At 39.1% G+C, this 18803-nt stretch carries 19 protein-coding genes and 1 riboswitch; of the genes, 13 read left to right on the forward strand and 6 right to left on the reverse strand.

The genetic code is table 11. The features are described 5' to 3' along the window. Positions 1-30: 30 nt before the first annotated feature. The 4 genes from ACFFIP_RS03640 to ACFFIP_RS03655 all read right to left on the reverse strand — a co-directional run bounded on the left by ACFFIP_RS03640 (position 31) and on the right by ACFFIP_RS03655 (position 4329). The gene (locus tag ACFFIP_RS03640) at positions 31-1305 is read right to left on the reverse strand and encodes a YaiO family outer membrane beta-barrel protein (protein WP_382386203.1); all 1275 of its coding nucleotides are present in this window, start codon (positions 1303-1305) and stop codon (positions 31-33) included. Next, a complete protein-coding gene (locus ACFFIP_RS03645) occupies positions 1302-2738 on the reverse strand; it encodes a glycosyltransferase family 2 protein (RefSeq protein WP_382386204.1) in 1437 nt (478 codons plus the stop codon). The genes ACFFIP_RS03640 and ACFFIP_RS03645 overlap by 4 nt, the downstream gene beginning before the upstream one ends. Continuing rightward, positions 2738-3904: a HEAT repeat domain-containing protein gene (locus ACFFIP_RS03650; RefSeq protein ID WP_382386205.1), complete on the reverse strand. Its 1167-nt coding sequence runs from the start codon at positions 3902-3904 to the stop codon at positions 2738-2740. Before ACFFIP_RS03650 ends, ACFFIP_RS03645 begins: the two co-directional genes overlap by 1 nt. A gap of 68 nt (positions 3905-3972) precedes the next feature. Then, positions 3973-4329 carry a response regulator transcription factor gene (locus ACFFIP_RS03655; protein WP_382386206.1) on the reverse strand — a complete coding sequence of 119 codons (357 nt, stop codon included), beginning with the start codon at positions 4327-4329 and terminating at the stop codon, positions 3973-3975. A gap of 247 nt (positions 4330-4576) precedes the next feature. On the opposite strand from ACFFIP_RS03655, the gene ACFFIP_RS03660 reads away from it, so the two are divergent. From ACFFIP_RS03660 to ACFFIP_RS03675, 4 genes are all read left to right on the forward strand, one after another. After that, positions 4577-6280: an amidohydrolase family protein gene (locus tag ACFFIP_RS03660; protein WP_382386207.1), complete on the forward strand. Its 1704-nt coding sequence runs from the start codon at positions 4577-4579 to the stop codon at positions 6278-6280. 11 nt (positions 6281-6291) lie between these two features. Beyond that, positions 6292-7674, forward strand: coding sequence for an amidohydrolase family protein (locus ACFFIP_RS03665; protein ID WP_382386208.1), 1383 nt, complete (start codon positions 6292-6294; stop codon positions 7672-7674). 30 nt (positions 7675-7704) lie between these two features. After that, a complete protein-coding gene (locus ACFFIP_RS03670; protein WP_382386209.1) occupies positions 7705-9006 on the forward strand; it encodes an amidohydrolase family protein in 1302 nt (433 codons plus the stop codon). A 61-nt stretch (positions 9007-9067) separates the two neighbouring features. Beyond that, positions 9068-9394: a YbjQ family protein gene (locus ACFFIP_RS03675; protein WP_382386210.1), complete on the forward strand. Its 327-nt coding sequence runs from the start codon at positions 9068-9070 to the stop codon at positions 9392-9394. On the opposite strand, the gene ACFFIP_RS03680 is transcribed toward ACFFIP_RS03675, so the two are convergent. After that, the gene (locus ACFFIP_RS03680) at positions 9387-10367 is read right to left on the reverse strand and encodes a DUF4097 family beta strand repeat-containing protein (RefSeq protein WP_382386211.1); all 981 of its coding nucleotides are present in this window, start codon (positions 10365-10367) and stop codon (positions 9387-9389) included. The two genes, ACFFIP_RS03675 and ACFFIP_RS03680, sit on opposite strands and share 8 nt — an antisense overlap. Positions 10368-10536: 169 nt before the next feature. Continuing rightward, positions 10537-10646, forward strand: a riboswitch (SAM riboswitch). Between the two features lie 172 nt (positions 10647-10818). Here ACFFIP_RS03680 and ACFFIP_RS03685 point away from each other — a divergent pair. From ACFFIP_RS03685 to ACFFIP_RS03695, 3 genes are all read left to right on the forward strand, one after another. After that, on the forward strand, positions 10819-12120 hold the full coding sequence (locus tag ACFFIP_RS03685; RefSeq protein ID WP_382386212.1) for an O-acetylhomoserine aminocarboxypropyltransferase/cysteine synthase family protein: 1302 nt from the start codon (positions 10819-10821) through the stop codon (positions 12118-12120). A gap of 94 nt (positions 12121-12214) precedes the next feature. Then, positions 12215-13276: a homoserine O-acetyltransferase family protein gene (locus ACFFIP_RS03690; protein ID WP_382386213.1), complete on the forward strand. Its 1062-nt coding sequence runs from the start codon at positions 12215-12217 to the stop codon at positions 13274-13276. 317 nt (positions 13277-13593) lie between these two features. Beyond that, positions 13594-13983, forward strand: coding sequence for a VOC family protein (locus ACFFIP_RS03695; protein WP_382386214.1), 390 nt, complete (start codon positions 13594-13596; stop codon positions 13981-13983). A gap of 50 nt (positions 13984-14033) precedes the next feature. Here ACFFIP_RS03695 and ACFFIP_RS03700 read toward each other — a convergent pair whose 3' ends face one another. After that, positions 14034-14471, reverse strand: a complete 438-nt coding sequence (locus ACFFIP_RS03700) for a DUF2147 domain-containing protein (protein WP_382386215.1) — start codon at positions 14469-14471, stop codon at positions 14034-14036. Positions 14472-14567: 96 nt separating this feature from the next. On the opposite strand from ACFFIP_RS03700, the gene pdeM reads away from it, so the two are divergent. From pdeM to ACFFIP_RS03730, 6 genes are read left to right on the forward strand one after another with little or no spacing between them, the layout of a single operon-like run. Then, the gene (pdeM, locus tag ACFFIP_RS03705) at positions 14568-15245 is read left to right on the forward strand and encodes a ligase-associated DNA damage response endonuclease PdeM (protein WP_382386216.1); all 678 of its coding nucleotides are present in this window, start codon (positions 14568-14570) and stop codon (positions 15243-15245) included. 51 nt (positions 15246-15296) lie between these two features. Then, positions 15297-16187 (forward strand): cell division protein FtsX, encoded by an 891-nt coding sequence (locus ACFFIP_RS03710; RefSeq protein ID WP_382386297.1) that lies wholly within the window; start codon positions 15297-15299, stop codon positions 16185-16187. 1 nt (position 16188) lies between these two features. After that, positions 16189-16398 carry a DUF3098 domain-containing protein gene (locus tag ACFFIP_RS03715; RefSeq protein WP_382386217.1) on the forward strand — a complete coding sequence of 70 codons (210 nt, stop codon included), beginning with the start codon at positions 16189-16191 and terminating at the stop codon, positions 16396-16398. A 4-nt stretch (positions 16399-16402) separates the two neighbouring features. Then, positions 16403-17197, forward strand: a complete 795-nt coding sequence (locus ACFFIP_RS03720; RefSeq protein WP_382386218.1) for an undecaprenyl-diphosphate phosphatase — start codon at positions 16403-16405, stop codon at positions 17195-17197. A gap of 1 nt (position 17198) precedes the next feature. Beyond that, a complete protein-coding gene (gene truB / locus ACFFIP_RS03725) occupies positions 17199-17882 on the forward strand; it encodes a tRNA pseudouridine(55) synthase TruB (protein WP_382386219.1) in 684 nt (227 codons plus the stop codon). Next, positions 17869-18801 carry a bifunctional riboflavin kinase/FAD synthetase gene (locus tag ACFFIP_RS03730; protein ID WP_382386220.1) on the forward strand — a complete coding sequence of 311 codons (933 nt, stop codon included), beginning with the start codon at positions 17869-17871 and terminating at the stop codon, positions 18799-18801. The genes truB and ACFFIP_RS03730 overlap by 14 nt, the downstream gene beginning before the upstream one ends. The last annotated feature ends 2 nt before the right edge of the window (positions 18802-18803 follow it).

Below are 18803 nucleotides of genomic sequence, written 5' to 3' on the forward strand. Positions count from 1 at the left end.
TGTTTTTTGAAGAAAAATCGGGTCATTTTTCTAGAATTTATAATGCAACATCAGCATCAATTCAAATTCGTTTTGGTTTCTACCTGGAAAAAATTCCTGTTTATTGTACATAACCTGAATTCCTGAGACAAACTTTTTGGCTAATAGTCGATAATATCCAGAACCTATTCTCCATGAATCCAAAGCCACCCTGTTTTCAAATTGTCCAAGTGTCTGTCTCTCATCCGGTGAGGTACCGTATCCTCCGATAAAGGTAAGATAATCAAATCGTGTGTCGAAGTAATACCTTGTAGTCAATGTAAAGGCAGGGTAATATTGAGTTTTTTCATTCTGAAGGAATGTACGCAAGTTAATCCACCAAGAACCTATATATTTTCCACCACCTAAGATAAGCGATCTGAAATTTCTCCTACCTTCTGGAGGTGTAACAGAGGTAAATCTTCCTCCAAATTCCCACTCCCAACCACCTTTGAGATTTTGATGGAAAGAATAACCATACCTTTGCTCAGGAAACACCAGACTTGGACTAAAGGCCAACCCTAAATAAGAATAAGATTTCTTACCTGTGAAAAAATAAGATTCAAATTCATATTGAATTCCCGAATCAATGGTACTGCCGGAACTCAATCTATTGGCATAATTGACCCTACCAACGAGAGCCCCCCATCTTCTTTCCCGTACATATTGAAGCCCTGTTAGATGCCATGGGCCTACTCCATCTCTATCAAAATTCGTCAAACTGTAATTCACACCAATTCGATCATTATCCAATCGGAGCTCTAACAGGTTCAATCTCTGCCTGAATCCGGATTGCTCAGGGAATTTTGAGATGACATTTTTAAGAAAATCAAATTCCTCTCTTTCACCTCCCTGCAATTGAAGAAAACCATGCTTATACCTATACAAACTAACTTTTTCAGGGTAAATACCAATAGCTTTGTCTGCAATCTGCATTCCTTCCTTGAAATTCCCCTGATCGTATTCCAGCCCAAGCAAATAATCATAAGCATCTTCATATGCCTGATTGTTCTCAATCACATAATGAAGAAAATACCTTGCACTGTCGACCTTACCGGTAAGCTTATAAAGCCTTCCCAACAAGAGATGGAAATCCAGGTAATCTGGAGCTTCCTGTATACCCAATCGGGCCATTGAAATGGCTTTAGAATAGTTTTTTTCCTGATTGGTGACTTTTATTGTCTCTATTAATAGACTGTCTGTATCAATTTTCTGGGCATTGGACTCAAAGGAAAAAACCGATAATCCCAACAAAATGACCGAAGTGAACAGTTTTACCCTTCTCATGCTGCTGATTTTTTGTTGGTTAGAAATCCCTGTCTTTGCATATTGCCCCATTTTGCTTCCTTATTCGTAAAGAAATGAACGTATCCCTTGATGGATGCATATAGACTGAACGGATGGTATACAATGGGTTCGATGACCGCTTTAATAATTAAATTCATTAATTCTTTCCAACTCGCATAATGACCATAAAACCATTCATCCCACAAAACTGATAAAAATGTAACAAGGAGATAAAATAAATAAACAATCCCTGTGACTTTAAAAAAATACCCAATATTAAAATCAAGAAAGAAATACGCGACTACCAAGCTGATAATCCCCAATAATTCCAAAATAGGGACCAGAAACTCAAAAAGGAAAAAATAAGGCAAAATCAAAAATCCAGTTTTACCATATTTTGGTCTAAAAAGCATATTCTTATGCAGGTTGAGGGTCTGTATTAGTCCTCTTGACCAACGCACACGTTGCCTAATCAGCACCTCTTTGGTAGCAGGTACTTCAGTCCAGCAAAGAGATTCAGGAATGTAAAGGATCTTGAATTTCTGATTGGTTTCGTGCATATATTTCCTCATTCTGGTGATGAGCTCCATATCTTCTCCTAAGGATTTGTGCCAATATCCTCCTGCTTTGATTGCTATTTCTTTATCAAACATGCCCAATCCACCGGACACTAAAAGCAGGCCGTTTATTTGACTCCAAGCCATTCTACCCATCAAAAAAGCCCGGATATACTCCAATTCTTGAAAGGATGCCCACCAGTTTTTTGGGAAATGTATTTTAACCATAAATCCGTCTTTGACTTCGCAGGAGTTGGAAGCCCTGATCGGTGCACCTGTAGCGATGACTTTGGTTTTGGAAGTCATAAAAGGCTTGGCCAGCTTCATGATAGTATCCTTTCTGAGAATACAGTCAACATCTGTACAGATAAAAAGTGGATGTTTAGCTGAATTGATACCCGCATTGGAGGCATCAGCTTTACTTTTCCCATTTTCCTTATCCACTACCAAAAGTTTGTCATATACAGGATTGGTAGATTTATAATGTCCTCTTACCGGTTTAGTGATGATTTTTTCATCGTAATAAAAATCCACTTTGACCAATTCAAATTCATCAATGAGTTTTGTTAAAGTATTGTCAGTACTGCCATCATTAACGATAACCACTTCAAAATTGGGATAATTGAGTGATAGCAGGGACTTGACATTGTGAATGATGCTCAATTCCTCATTAAAGGCCGGTGCAACTATGGACACTCCTATCAGGTGATTGGAACGTACCAAAACATCATCTTTAAGGGTGTATTTTGCATTGTTATATTTTTTAATGGCCCAAAAAGAGGCAATGGCCATGATCAAATAAATCAAAATGTAAAGTGAGGCATAGCCTGCAATAAACATCTCAAAGAATTTCAAATAGTTATCTAGGAACGTCATTATTGGGTCAGGTATGGGTCTTCAACGTGTTTTTTTGCTTTCAATAAATTAAGATTGCTCCCAAAATCAAGTGTAGAAAATTCTTGATCAAGCGTTTTTAGGGTGTAAAGTGCGGCAATTTGTAGTTCAGCACTTCTGGGTGATTCAAGCAACTGATGGATAAATTCAGAGGATTGATCTCCTCCAATCCCCTTTAAAGTATGGATAATTTCAATTTGATTTTCTTCCTCCTCGTTTTCAAATGAGTCAATAAGAGTCTGTTCTGCATCAAAGTAAAAAAGCTTGCCTATGGTTTTTATGGCTTCAAGTCGGACTTTTGGATTAAGAGAAGTTAGCAATTTAACCACCTTAGGGCCAGAATCTAAATCATTATAATACGCCACCAACTTAAGCGCGAAAATAAGATGTGAATATTCTTCAAATTCCAACCATTTGCCAAGATTTTCAGGTTTCTTAATCTTTTTTCGTTGAATGACATCGAGGATATTCAAACCTTCCACGTGGCTGATGTTATCTGTATATTCTTCTAATACGTGTAATGGATCCAACTCTGCCAATGAGATATACGCCAAAAGTGCAGATGATCTCAACTCATGATTACTATGTGAAATCAACGGATAGATTTTTTCAGCAGCTTTACTGTAGTTCAGCTCCCTCCAATAATAAACAGCTTTGGACTTCAAATACCATTGGCTTGATCTCAATAATCTTTCAGTATAACCCTGAAGCCCTAATTTAAAATATACTGACAACAAACCTGATTTACTTTCTCCCTTGATATTTTTTCCCAATTCAATTATATTTTGAATCAAGAGGTCTTTACACCAGCTTTTCTGAAGTGGTATTTTACTTTTAAAAGCATTGATCTGACTGTCATAATAGTCTTCAGCCAGATTATCACCAAACAACAGGTCGGAAAGGAATCCATTGACCCTATATTGGACCATTTTTTTATTTTCAGCCAGGTATTTTTTCCTTGACCGAAGATAAAAAAGCTGAAAAATTACAAAAACCACAGAAAACACTAATATTCCCACAACCATATTGGATATGGAAATAATATTTTCACCAAAATGCAGGTCAGCACTAACCTGCAATCTGTCCATTAGACCCTGTGCAGCTTTGTCAGGAATCTGTGAGGACTTCACATTTATAGTTTGTAGCAAAACTTATAAAAGTTAAAAGTTCCTATAGAATAAATAGGAAGATAAATGTATGATTAAATTACTTGACTCTACATCAATCTTTTAACCCGAAAAGCCAGTTCATTCGGATTAAAAGGCTTAGGAACAAAATCTGAAGCCCCCTGCTGAAATGCCCTGACCACAGTATCTTCCTCTTCGCCCATAGAGCTTAAGACGATCACCGGACAATTGGGCCTTTTGTTTTTGGAATATTGTATAATTTCAATTCCATCATGGAAAGGTATCATCACATCCGTGATGACCATATCAGGATTCAAAGAGTCGATTTTTTTCATCGCCTCTTTACCATCAACGGCTACTGTGATATTGAAACCTTCCTTTTTCAATCTGAAAGAAACCAAGCTGGATATCAACTTGTCATCTTCAATTACCAATATATTCTTCATAAACAGATAAGTTAGAGTGATTAAGCGGGATAAATATAAATATTAAAAAAGATAAAAAACAAGGGGTATTCACCTTAAAATTGTATAAATTTTTTATCAAAAAATACAAACAAAAAGAAATGCATTATGTAGAAAATTAATTGCCGTTCTTAACCAAATAAGGCATTTAAAAAAAATAACTTTTTTCAAAAAAAATTCTTTTGTTAGCTTACTAGTCATAAAAAATTCTAAAATCATCTGTACAGACATGAATATCAACTTCAATCCAAAGGTATTCAGTAGCTTACTTATTTTGGCGTTATTCTTTTCTTTAACTGGATTTGCCCAAAGCGATCCAACAGCCGAGAGAAGGGTAACCGGGACCTATGCCATTAAAAATGCTACTGTTATTACATCCCCTGGAAAGTCCATTTCCAGAGCAACTGTATTAATCAAAAACGGTTTAATTGAAGGAATCGGAAGTAACCTGATAATCCCTGTGGAGGCTCAAGTTATTGATGCCGATTCTTTATTTATTTATCCAGGGTTTATCGATGGTGCAAGCACTGCCGGAGTCGGCCGTCCTGCTGATCCTGAAAGACCATCAAACTTTGACCCGTCCAACCCACCTGATGAGATTGCAGGAATTACACCTTGGAGAAATGTTTTGGATAATTTCGATTCAAAAAACAATCAAATTACTGATTGGAGAAAAGTCGGATTTACCATTGCGCAGATTATTCCTGAAGGTGGGATGCTTCCCGGTAAATCAGCAATTGTCGTGTACGGCGGAAAAGAGTCAACCAATATCATTGCCCAAAACACTGCCATGAGCGCTCGGTTCAGAGCACAAGGTGGTGGAAGAGGCATGTATCCCGGTACTCAACTGGGCATTATGGCCAAATTCCGTGACTTATACAAAAATGCGGAACTATCAGCAAGACACAATAGACTATTTGCCTCTAATTCAGGACTGAACAGACCGGAAATCAATAAGACCCTAGAAGCCTTTTACCCGGTATTGGATAAAAATATTCCGATCATTTTTGAAGTATCCAATGATCTGGAAATCCGCAGAGCACTAAGCCTACAAAAAGAAAATGGCTTCCGTTTGGTTTTGGGCGGAGCTACTGACTTACATAACGTAGTAAACGACATCAAAGCTGCCAATGCTCAAGTATTACTTTCTTTCAGATTACCTAATGACAAAACAGCCAACGCAAAAACAGAAGAAATGTCTGAAGAGATGAAAAATAGAACCCAAAGGGTAAAAGAAGCCTATGAACATATACTGAAAGAAGCTGCTGTATTGGAGCAGGCCGGTATTCCGTTTGGATTCACTTCTATTGGTGGCAAAAGCAATGATATGTTCAAAAATATCCGTACCATGATTGCCAATGGTTTAAGCGAGGATGCTGCCCTAGCTGCACTTACAGTCAACAATGCTCAGATTTTAGGAATACAAAAGTTTGCCGGTACCCTGGAGAAAGGAAAGCTGGCCAATATGGTAATTGCAACTGCACCTATCTTCTCTGAAGATGCACAGATCAAGCATGTTGTCGCTGATGGCTACATTTTCGATTATGAAATTAAAACCAAAAAGAATGGAAATGGTACCAATGGTGCCAATGGTGCAGTTAACATTGAAGGTACATGGGAATACACCTCTGATACCCCAGCAGGCAGCTCAGGTGGAGTGATGAGCATCAAAAAAGAAGGAGATACTTATAAGGGTTCAATTGATTATGATAATCCTGCCGGCAATGGAAAAGCTAAATCTGATATGAACAATATTGTCTTATCTGGAAACAACCTTAGCTTCACCTTCAATGTCAACGCGGGAGGTATGTCTTTGGAAGTGAATGTTTCCGGTGAAATCATAGGAGATGAATTCACTGGAAGTATGTCATTGGCTGACTTCGGTAGCTTTCCTTTGAATGCTAATAAAAAGCCAAACCAACTCAACCAATAATCCTTAAAAAAATGAAGAAGATAAAATATATCCTTGCCGGCTTTTTGATGATGGGTTGTATATATACCCAGGCGCAGACGCCAAAAGGCTCTGTACTGATCAAAAATGCCACAGTTCTTACCGTGACCAACGGGACCTTAGAGGGTACTGATGTTTTGGTAGAAAACGGTATCATCAAAAAAATAGGTAAAAACCTACGTGCTGCAAACATAGAAACAATCGATGCAAGTGGAAAATACCTGATGCCGGGGATCATTGACGCTCACTCACACGTAGCATTGGACGCAGTAAATGAAGCAACTGCACCGATCACTTCCGAAGTCAAAATGGCTGACGTAGTGAATCCCTATGATATAGGTCTTTACAGAGCATTGGCAGGAGGGGTAACTATCTCTCACGCGATGCACGGTTCAGCCAACGCCATCGGTGGACAAAATATCACCCTAAAGCACCGCTATGGAACATCGAATCCGGAAGACCTTTATATGAAGGAAGCACCAAGAACCATCAAGTTTGCCCTTGGAGAAAATCCGACCAGGGTCCATGGACGTGGTAATGGCATACAGCCTAGAACTAGAATGGGGGTGGAAGCAATAATCAGAAATGGTTTCAATGAAGCTATACAATACAAGAAAACTTGGGAAGCATACGAAAATGCACTCAAACAGAAAGGTGCAACTCCTGTTCCTCCTAATTATGATAGCAGATTACAGACTTTGGTGGATATCCTAGATGGAGAAGTAATAATCCACTGTCACTCATACAGAGCTGATGAGATTTATGCATTGATCAATACCTGTAGAGATTTTGGCATCAAAAACATTGTGTTTTCACACGTAAATGAAGGCTTTAAAGTAGCTCCCGAACTGGCAGAATATACTATGGGTGCATCTGTCTTTGCAGATTGGTGGGCATACAAATTTGAAGTGTACTACTCCACAGCTTATAATGCAGCTATCTTAACTGAAAATGGTGTGATTACTTCCATCAATTCCGATTCAGGTGAATTGATCCGTCACCTTTATCATGAAGCAGGAAAGGCACAACGCTACGGAGAGCTCAATGATGAGCAGACTTTGGCTTTGATTACCATCAACCCAGCCAAACAATTGGGTATTGCTGATAAAGTGGGATCTATTGAAGAAGGCAAACAAGCTGATTTGGTGATTTTCAATGAACACCCATTGTCAGTATATGCAATTCCTCAAATGACATTTGTGGACGGGGTTAAGTACTTCGACATCAATCAAGACAGCGATGATATGAGACTTAAAGTAAGTGCAAGCGAAGCTGTGGAGCCTATATTCCTCAAAGAACATGACCACAAGTGTATGCATGGGGTGGATTTCTTCTTTACCAATTTCGGTAGGAGTTTATTTGATCACTCTCACTAAAATCCAGCTCAAAGTTTAAAAAGCATGATCATGAAAAAGATAAAATTTATTCTATATGCCTTCCTGTTGACAGTATTGCCTTTCTATGCTAATGCACAGTTTGATGGTGAGTTTGTCAAGCCCAGGAATGGTAAATTCCTCCTTCAGAATGCCACTATTGTCACTGTAACCAAGGGGACAATTGAGAATGGAAGTGTTCTGATCGACAACGGAAAAATCACTGGGGTAGGCAAAAACCTTGCTGCCGGTGATGCAGAAATCATTGATTGCACAGGTCAGTTTATTTACCCCGGCCTATTTGACGGAGGTAGCCGTCTTGGCTTGGTTGAGGTCAATTCAGTAGCAGAGACCCAGGATTTTGCCGAGATAGGGCAAGTAACACCAAATATGCAGGCACTTGTAGCGGTAAATCCAAACTCAGTGGCTATCCCTGTGACGAGGGTTAGCGGTGTAACCACTACCTTGACTACCCCTTCCGGCGGACTGTTTCCTGGAACCGCCGCGCTTATCAATTTGAATGGTTATACACCTGATCAAATGTATGCAGGATTCAAAGGTGTTGTCCTTAACTTTCCATCCTCAGCCCGTAGAAGTACTTGGGACAGAAGAAGTGATGAGGATATCAAGAAAGAAGCTGATGCTGCACAAAAAAACCTGAATGAAATCTGGGCTAAGGCGGAGACCTTCTATAAACTGCAGCAAGCAAAAGCCGAACTTCAGTATTATCCTGAAATGGAGCAATTGGCAAAGGTAATTTCAGGTGAACTCCCTCTTTTGGTGGAAGTCAATGCAGCTACAGATATCTTATCGGCCATCGATTGGATCAAGTCCAAAAATGTTAAAGCTATCCTCACAGGAGTAGCTGAAGGCTGGAGAGTTGCTGATAAAATTGCAGCAGCAAACTTATCTGTAATTACAGGGCCCATGCTTTCTATCCCAACAAGACAGTCCGACAGGTTTGATGCTGCCTATGCCAATCCAAGTAAAATGGCAAAAGCCGGTGTAAAAGTTGTTATCAGAACCAACGATGCAGAGAATGTCAGGAATCTACCATTCAATGCAGGTTTTGCAGCTGCCTATGGTATGGGTAAAGAAGAAGCACTTAAAGCAGTAACCATCAATGCAGCTGAGGTATTTGGCGTAGCGGACAGAATGGGCTCTATCGAAGTAGGTAAAGATGCCACCTTGTTGGTAGCTACCGGAGATCCTTTCGAAACCAAAACCCAAATCAGACACGTATTCATAGATGGATACAGAGTTCCAATGAGCAACAGGCACATCAAATTGTACCAGGAATTCCTGGAAAGATCGCCAGGTTTGGAAAAGAATTAAAAGCTAAGTAAGTTTAAACCGCAGCCAATTTTGACTGCGGTTTTTTCTTGTATTTATAAGTATGATAGTCAGCACTACAAACCAACTCGAAGGCTACAAAATAACGGCCTATTTAGGCATTGTTTCAGGGGAAACAATCATAGGAGCCAATGTTTTCAAGGATTTCTTTGCCAGTATTACCGACATCGTCGGTGGAAGATCTGCCGCCTATGAAAGGGTATTGCGTGAAGCCAAGGCTACGGCTATGGCAGAGATGGAAATGCAAGCCAAAGCCTTTGGCGCCAATGCCGTCATCGGTATTGACCTGGATTATGAAACTATCCGTGACGGAATGCTCATGGTGACTGCTGCAGGAACAGCAGTAAAAGTAGAGAAGGTCTTTAATTGACAATTTCTATTTTACCTGAGGTCACTTCACCCCTGATGGTTTGGGATGCTCCATTATTGATGTTCAAAGATCCTGATGATTGGGCATCCCCTACCTTTGCTGATCCGGCACTTCCTGTGGTAATATTGTAATTGAAAGACCTAAGGTTACTGAACGTCTGAATATAAATATTACCTGAAGTTGCTTTTAATCCCGTCTGAGAACTCAGCCCTGAATTGGTTGCAAATAGTTGACCGGTAGACACTGAAATCTCCCCAATTGATTTCACATTGTTCATTTCTATTTTCCCAGAGCTGGTATTGGCTTTAGCAAATCCATTCACATCTTTCATGAGGATCTCTCCTGAAGCGACTTCAGCTTCAATATTCCCTTCTACTTGAAGCATTTCTAGTTTTCCGGAACTTAGATCTACCATTATATTGCCGACAATATCTTGCATGAATCCAGTACCTGAAGCAATATCGACTTCCAAATTTGGAATGGTGACATTCCTTAAAAATAATTCTCCAGACTCAACTTCAAATTCAGAAGAGGTGGTCACGACATTTTGTACTGTCAATTTTCCAGAATCGACCTCCAAATCCAATTGCATATTTCTCGGTCCTGTCAATTTGATAGTTCCTTCTCCTTTTGCACTTCCACTGAACAACCTGTTGTTGGTCGACACAAATACTCTGAGTGTACTGCCTATCACCCTGTATTCCACTTCAAACTTCTTGGCTGAATTAGATAATAAAGCAACATCTAGATTCAAATTTTGTACGCCGGACACTCCGGTATATTCCACATCTAGAAAATCACCTTCAACTTCGACCTTTGTGATGCCTTCAAAATCCTGTTGGATTTCAGAAACAAGAGATAGATCGTCATCCAGGCAGCTGGTCAAAGAGACCAAGAGCAATAAAAACATCATTAGAGATGTGGCAGGTTTCGACAAAATACTGGAGCTAAACACTTTACGTTCAGACTGCATGGTTTTCATTTTCATAAAGTATTCGAAGTATAATTTAATACCAATTCTAGCGAAATAAATGCCAATTTTTCACATTTAACCCCTCATTAATAAAATAATTATTGAAGACCTTGCATATCCAAAAAGTACCTCTTTAATTTGCATTATCCTTTCACTTTTTGAGTGCGGGGATTTATAAAGAAGAGGCGAGAGACAGGCTCTATGACCCTCTGGCAACCTGGAAAATCCAAGGTGCCAATTCCTGCCGGTTGATAGTATCGTCAACTGGAAATATAAATTCTAATCGCTATGAATTTACAAAGACGCTTTCCAAAAGAATCAGTTTTATCAGGCCACTATGTAATTGCACTGAATTACATGTGTATGTAATTTTCTATGGCTTACAGTCATTTCTATTTATCTTGTTAGATATAGTTTAACCTTTTCTATTCACTTCAAATCTTTTACCACCATGTCCAATTATCACTTTGATACCTTGCAGCTTCACGCAGGCCAATCGCCTGACCCTACCACCAATTCTAGAGCTGTCCCTATTTACCAAACATCTTCCTATGTTTTCAATTCAGCTGAGCATGGCGCCAATCTTTTTGCACTAAAAGAGTTTGGAAATATCTATACCAGGATCATGAATCCTACAACGGATGTTTTCGAACAGCGAGTTGCTGCTTTGGAAGGTGGCGTTGCCGCACTGGCAACAGCTTCAGGTCAAGCCGCACAGTTTTTAGCTCTTAATAACATTCTTGAAGTAGGAGACAATTTTGTTTCCACCCCCTATCTCTATGGAGGAACTTATAATCAGTTCAAGGTTGCATTCAAAAGAATCGGAATAGATGTCAGGTTTGCTAAAGGAGGTGATCCAGAAGACTTCGAAAAACTGATTGACGATAAGACTAAAGCCATTTATCTTGAAACTATCGGTAATCCTGAGTTTAACATCCCGGATTTTGAAGGAATCGCTGCAGTTGCCCGAAAGTTTGATTTACCACTTGTTGTTGACAATACATTTGGAGCAGGAGGCTTCCTTTTTCAACCACTAAAGCATGGCGCCAATATCGTCACAGCATCAGCCACGAAGTGGATAGGTGGACACGGAACTTCCATTGGCGGTATTATCATCGATGGCGGAAATTACAACTGGGGAAATGGTAAATTTCGACAGTTTACCGAACCTTCAGAAGGCTATCATGGCCTGAAGTTTTGGGATGTGTTTGGAGAAAACAATCCACTTGGATTGCCCAATATTGCATTTGCCATTCGTGCAAGAGTTGAAGGTCTTAGAGATTTTGGCCCGGCAATAAGTCCATTCAATTCTTTCCTGCTTTTACAAGGGCTTGAAACACTTTCTCTGAGAGTTCAACGTACCGTAGACAATGCTTTAGCAATCGCAAAATGGCTAGAAACCCATCCAAAAGTCCAGAAGGTAAATTATCCGGGATTAAAATCCTCCCCCTATCACGAGTTAGGAAAAAAATACCTGAAAAACGGCTTTGGAGGCGTATTGAGTTTTGAAATCAGAGGTGATAAGGAAAGTACAAGCCAATTTATCAATAAGCTCAAGCTTATCTCTCATTTAGCCAATGTAGGGGATGCCAAAACCCTGATCATTCAACCTTCAGCAACAACACATCAGCAGTTAAGTGAACAGGAACAATTGGCAGCAGGAGTATCTCCTACCCTACTGAGGCTTTCCTTAGGAATTGAGCACATTGAAGATATCAAAGCTGATCTTCAACAGGCTTTCGACAGTATTTGACCCTGAAAAATATAGATTAAACATTTGATTGAACCTGATCTTATGGGATCATAATCCCTTAAGGATTTTAGAGGTTATCTTGACCTTTTGCATAATGAATTTAGAAAGTAATTACCTGATTATTGAAATGGCGCAAGAAAGCTATACCCATGAGGGTACTTTGGAACTGGAATCTGGAGAAAAACTTAAAGGTTTTGAACTGACCTATACCACACAGGGACATTTGACAACTGCAAAAGACAATGTGGTCTGGGTCATTCATGCCCTTACAGGTGATGCCAATGTGCAGGACTGGTGGGGAGGTCTGGTCGGAGAAGATAAATTCTATGATCCTTCCAAACATTTCATTATTTGTGCCAACCTACTGGGTTCTTGCTATGGCTCAACCAACCCTCTTTCAACTAATCCGGGTTCAGGAAATCCATATTATTATGATTTTCCCAGTTTGACTACGAGAGATCTTGCCAAATCATTGGAAGCATTGAGAATCCATTTGGGTATTACCAAAATCCATACCCTAATAGGAGGCTCATTAGGAGGTCAGGTGGCTTTGGAATGGGCATACCTCCTTGGTGAACAAGTGAAAAACACCATTATTTTAGCCTCTAATGCCAAAGCCTCTCCCTGGATTATTGGCTTTAACGAAAGTCAAAGAATGGCCATAGAAGCAGATAGTACCTGGGGAGAACTTCATTCTGAAGCCGGTCAAAAAGGCCTAGAGGCAGCAAGAGCAATTGCGATGATTTCCTATCGACATCCCCAAGACTTTGCCATGAAACAATCCGATCAAGAAGAAAAACTCGATAACTTCAGAATCTCCTCCTACCTCAGGTACCAGGGGCAAAAATTGGCCAAGCGGTTCAATGCCTATACTTACTGGGTATTGAGTAAGGCTATGGACAGTCATGATATAGGGAGAGGCAGAGGTGGTACTGAAAAAGTGCTCTCTGAAATCAAATCCAAAATATTGGCCATTGGAGTAGACAGAGATCTTTTGTTCTTGAAAGAAGAATCCCAATTTATCGTACAGTTTGCAAAAAAAGGAAGCTATCGGGAAATTCAGTCTACATTAGGACATGATGCATTTTTGATCGAATATGAGCAGCTTCAATACATTTTGAGCAGCTTTTATCTGGAAAGTAATTCTGAAAATTAAACCTATGGCTTTAAACCCATTAATTGGAAAATTCACCTTTTTCTATCTGCCTCTGACCAAAAATTAATCCTTGGCATGGGCAGAAAGTTGATTATTTATATCATTGAAGAATAAGGAGTTCAGGATAAGTTTTTGAAATTAAATTCATCAGCTGATAGTATTTTTAGATCAATAAGGATTGGCTTCAACCATTTTAAAATAATCATCCACATACCTATCCAAGATCCACTAAATTTATTTTTCCCCACCTAACATTCTATTTAACTACTCCTCAAAAGAGTATTGAACTTAAGCATGATTATTTTTAAATTATTTAAATGAAATATTCACAGATAAAAGAATCCTGTCTGTACATCTCTGACCTTGATTTAGCAGAGAATTTTTATAAAGAAATTTTGGAAATGCCGGTAATTTCCAAGGTCGATGGAAGACATATATTTTTCAGAGTTGGAACTTCTGTTCTACTTTGTTTCAATCCTGAGGTGACGGCAAAAGAGGAAAAATTACCTCCACATTTCGCGAAGGGGAAACAGCACCTTGCTTTTGAGGTAGGAAGACACGATTATTTAAAAACCAAATCAAACCTACTATCTAAAGGAATTACCATCACCCATGAACAGGAATGGGGAAATAATCAAAAAAGCTTTTACTTCGAAGATCCTTTTGGCCATGTTTTGGAAATCGTTCCACAGGGTATTTGGGAATAAAAAAACCGAAACCCTAATTGAGTCCCGGTCAAGTGTTTTCTTTCGATAAATTACTCAGCTTTTGTCCATTCTACGGTTCTTCCAATCAGTGAAACCCCAACATATCCTCTAACTTCAAGCGTTTTATCATTCTTTTTCTTAATGATACAGGAGTATGTTTTCCCGTTTTTTGGATCATAAATGTTTCCATTTTCCCAGGTACCTCCATTAAATTCAAAACCGCTTAAAAGTTTCATGCCCATAATTTGCCTGCTCCTTTTACTTTTATCAGTATTGTTCTTATCTAATTTTGGCTTACCATTTTCAAAAGGTTCTTGTAACCAAACGATCTTGCCAAAATATTTCCCTCCTTCTTTATATATTTCCACTTGGGCATCTTTTTCAGTATTATACCATTTACCTACTATTGCATCTGAGGACTGCGCCAGCGCTAGTATAAAGGAGCCTAATGCCATAAACAGAACAAGTGTTGCTATACTTTTTTTCATAATCAATTGATCTTTTTTTGCCCTATAATTCAGGAATAATAATACATTTAATACTTGAAGTCAAGTAAAAATGTTTAACAATGGGGCAAACAGGCCATGATGAAGTTGAATTTGATGGGCACCTATAATTTGGTATGGCATGACATTTCCTTTCATTTGCTGCCTGAGAAAGCCATTTATCTCCCCGATTACACATCTTTATTAATAGCTGATCCACATTTCGGGAAGGCTGCCCATTTTAGAAAAGCGGGAATTCCTGCTCCCGAAGAGGTTCATCAAGGTGATTATGTGAAAATCCAACAATTGATCCAAGGTTTCAGGCCTGCTCACCTCTTTTTTCTTGGAGATCTCTTCCATAGTGAGCTAAATAGTACTTGGGGAGATTTGGAATCTTTTAGAGAACTTTTTCCCGAGATCAATTTTCATTTGATAAAAGGAAATCATGATATACTTCCTGATGTAATTTATCGTTCAGATTTATGGCAGGTACATGAAGAAGCATACCATCTTGACAAAATGATTTTATCACATGAGCCATTGGCAGAAATACCGGAAGGGAAAGTCAATCTTTGTGGACATATTCATCCGGGGCTTTCACTATATGGCCGTGGGAAGCAAAAACTTACACTTCCCTGTTATTTCGTTTCTCTAAATCAAATGATATTACCTGCTTTTGGAAGATTTACTGGTTTGGCCAGAATGGCTTGCGGAAAAAATGAACAGGCCTTTGTGATTGCAGACAAAAAAGTAATTCGGGTCGATTTCCAAGCTTAAGATTGGTTTAATGGGTCAAGGTGATTAATTTTGGCAGAATTCAATAGGAATATGAGGGTAAATCCAAGAAAAAAAACGAAGCTAGGCAGATTTAAATTTATTTCAGTCCTGTTCAGCACTACCCTATCCCTTTTTATAGTTGGACTCTTTGGGGTAATTGTGATACAAGCCAAAACTCTTACGAGCATAATCCGTGAAAATATAGAAATTCAGATTTTTCTCAACAAAAACCTTTCTGATGCTGAAAAGGCCAAGATCGGTAAGGATTTGGAATCCAAACCTTATATCATGAGGAAAGATGACAAAAGCGGAGTGACGTTCATCTCACAGGACGAAGCTGCACAATCCTTTTTGGAAGACACGGGTGAGGACTTTACCAAATTCCTGGAAGATAATCCATTAAGGGATAGTTACACGCTTGCCATCGCTGAAGAATATCAAACAGCTGAACAAATTGAAGAAATAGTCAATGAAATAAAGGATATAGATGGGGTCTTTGAAGTGACCTATATGGCCGATCTGGTAGACTCTATCAATCAAAATCTGACTAAAGTGGCCATCGTCATGGGAGGATTTATTCTTATTCTGGTGTTCACGGTGGTCATGTTAATAAACAATACCATTAAACTGGCTCTATTTTCTCAACGGTTCCTCATCCGAAGTATGCAATTAGTAGGTGCAACACGAGGATTTATCAGAAGGCCTTTCTTATCAAGGGCTTTCTTATTTGGGATTTTGGCCGGCATCATTGCTTCTGCATTGTTATTCCTGATCATTGAATATACCAAAGCGAATATCGATGGTTTTGCCATGCTTCAGGATTATTCACTGCTTTACTTCCTGTTTGGGGGACTGATTCTCATCGGGGCTTTATTATCACTGTTCAGTACTTTACAAGCTGTAAATAAATATTTAAACATGTCTTTAGACGAACTTTATTAATATGTCAAATACAAACTTTCCTTTTTCAAGAAAGAATTATATTCTTATGCTGATCGGTATTGGAATAATTGCTTTAGGTTTTATCATTATTGGTTTGGACAGTGAGCCTCATGGCTTTGGCTTTTTGGGTTTGACTTTAGGGCCTATTGTCACCTTAGCTGGATTTATTTTTCAATTTTACGCCATATTTCACAAATCGGAATCAAAGTAATTAAATGGAAATAATTGATGCGATCATTCTGGGCATTGTCCAGGGTTTGACCGAATTTTTACCTGTTTCATCCAGCGGACATCTTGAATTGGGTTCTGCGATTTTAGGAGATCAGAAAATTCCGGAAGAAAGTCTTTTGTTTACAGTAGTACTCCATTTTGCGACCGCATTGGCGACCATTTTGGTTTTCAGAAGAGACATTGCCAGCATTCTAGAAGGTCTTTTTAAATTCAAATGGAATGAGGAGACAAATTTCTCTGCAAAAATTGTATTATCCATGATACCTGCCGTAATAGTGGGGTTATTTTTTGAGGAACAATTGGAGCAGCTTTTTGGAGGTAAAGTTGTATTCGTAGGATATATGCTACTCGTCACAGCTTTATTATTATTTTTGGCAGACAAAGCTAAAAACACGGGCAAAGGGGTAAGTTTCCAGAATGCTGTCATTATTGGGCTATCCCAAGCTGTAGCTATGCTTCCGGGAATTTCAAGGTCCGGTGCTACCATTTCGACGTCTGTACTGCTTGGGATCGATAAAAATAAAGCTGCAAGGTTTTCCTTTTTGATGGTCGTCCCCCTGATTTTTGGCAAAATTGCCAAAGACATAATGGATGGCGCTCTAACCTATAATGGCGATAGCTTCGGTTACCTATCAGCAGGTTTTATAGCTGCCTTTATTTCAGGATATTTCGCCTGCACCTGGATGATTTCTCTTGTCAGAAAAAGTAAATTAACCTATTTCGCTATCTATTGTACCATTGTGGGATTGTTAGCCATCCTCTCAGGCTTATATTTGTAACATGCAGGAAGAACCATACGGAGAAGTATTTTTGATCAATAAACCCTATGAATGGACTTCATTTGATGTGGTCAAAAAAGTCAGAAATGCATTAAAAATCAAAAAAGTCGGCCATGCAGGCACCTTGGATCCATTGGCAACAGGTCTCCTGATCATTTGCGCCGGAAAAAAAACGAAATCCATTGATACTTACATGGCTCAGGAAAAGGAATATACCGGGACCTTCGTCCTTGGAAAAACCACTGAGAGTTTTGACCTCGAAAAAGAAGTAGTGAATGTTGCTGACCCTTCCCATATCACTCTTGAAGAAGTAAAAGCAGCGGCTGCACAACTGACAGGTGATATCATGCAGATACCACCCATGCACTCAGCCATTAAAGTGGACGGAAAGCGGGTTTATGAATCTGCCCGAAAAGGTAAAGAAGTCAAAATGGAAGCAAGGCCAGTTACGGTTTCTCTTTTCGAAATTACCAGATTCGATAATCCTGAGGTTCATTTTAAAATTGTATGCTCAAAAGGAACATATATCCGTAGCCTGGCAAGAGACCTAGGCGAAATTTTAAACGTGGGTGCCTATATGTCTGCATTGACCAGAACAAGAATTGGTGAATTTAAGTTGGAAGAAGCAGCAGAACTGAACAATTTGATAGCAGAAATCAAAGCAAGACCCCATGAAAATCTATGAAGGAATAGAGCACTTTGGACATGTTAAAAATCCAGTGGTCACCAGTGGAACTTTTGACGGTGTACATTTGGGACATCAGAAAATACTGAAGAGAATAAGGGAAATTGCAGATGAAATCAATGGGGAAACAGTACTGATTACCTATTGGCCTCACCCACGATTGGTGCTTTACCCTGATGAACACAACCTCCGTTTGCTCAGTACTTTTGAAGAAAAAGCCAAACTTCTTAGGGAATTCGGCATAGACCACTTGCTGACCATTCCTTTTACGAAAGATTTTTCTGAGCTTACCTCTGAACAGTTTATCAAAAATATTATCATTGAAACCATACAAACCCGTAAATTGGTCATAGGTTATGATCATAGGTTTGGTAAAAACAGAGAGGGGAGTTTCGAGTTTCTAAAAGCCAATATTGATCAATATAGCTTTGACTTGGAAGAAATTTCCAGGGAAGATGTGGATAATGTGGGCGTTTCTAGTACCAAAATCCGAATGGCTTTAGAAGAAGGAAATATAGAAATTGCCAATGAATTCTTAGGTAGGGCCTATGAACTGAATGGTATTATCATCAAAGGCCAGCAGCTGGGAAGATCCATTGGTTTTCCAACAGCCAATATTCATATCCCTCATGATTATAAACTCATTCCATGTGATGGTGCCTATGCTGTGGAAATCAAGATAGAGGACGGTATTTTCCAGGGAATGCTCAACATTGGTATTCGCCCAACCGTAAATGGAAGTACCAGAACCATTGAAGTGAACCTATTTGATTTTGAGGGCGATCTTTATGACAGCCGAGTTTGCGTCAAATTGAAATCATACCTAAGACCTGAAATAAAATTCACAGGCTTAGAGGCCTTACAGCAACAATTGAAGAAAGATAAAGAAGATGCAATTCGTATCCTCAATGCATCATAAAC

The organism is Fontibacter flavus, from assembly GCF_042432905.1.
GTDB classification, from domain to species: Bacteria; Bacteroidota; Bacteroidia; order Cytophagales; family Cyclobacteriaceae; genus Fontibacter; species Fontibacter flavus.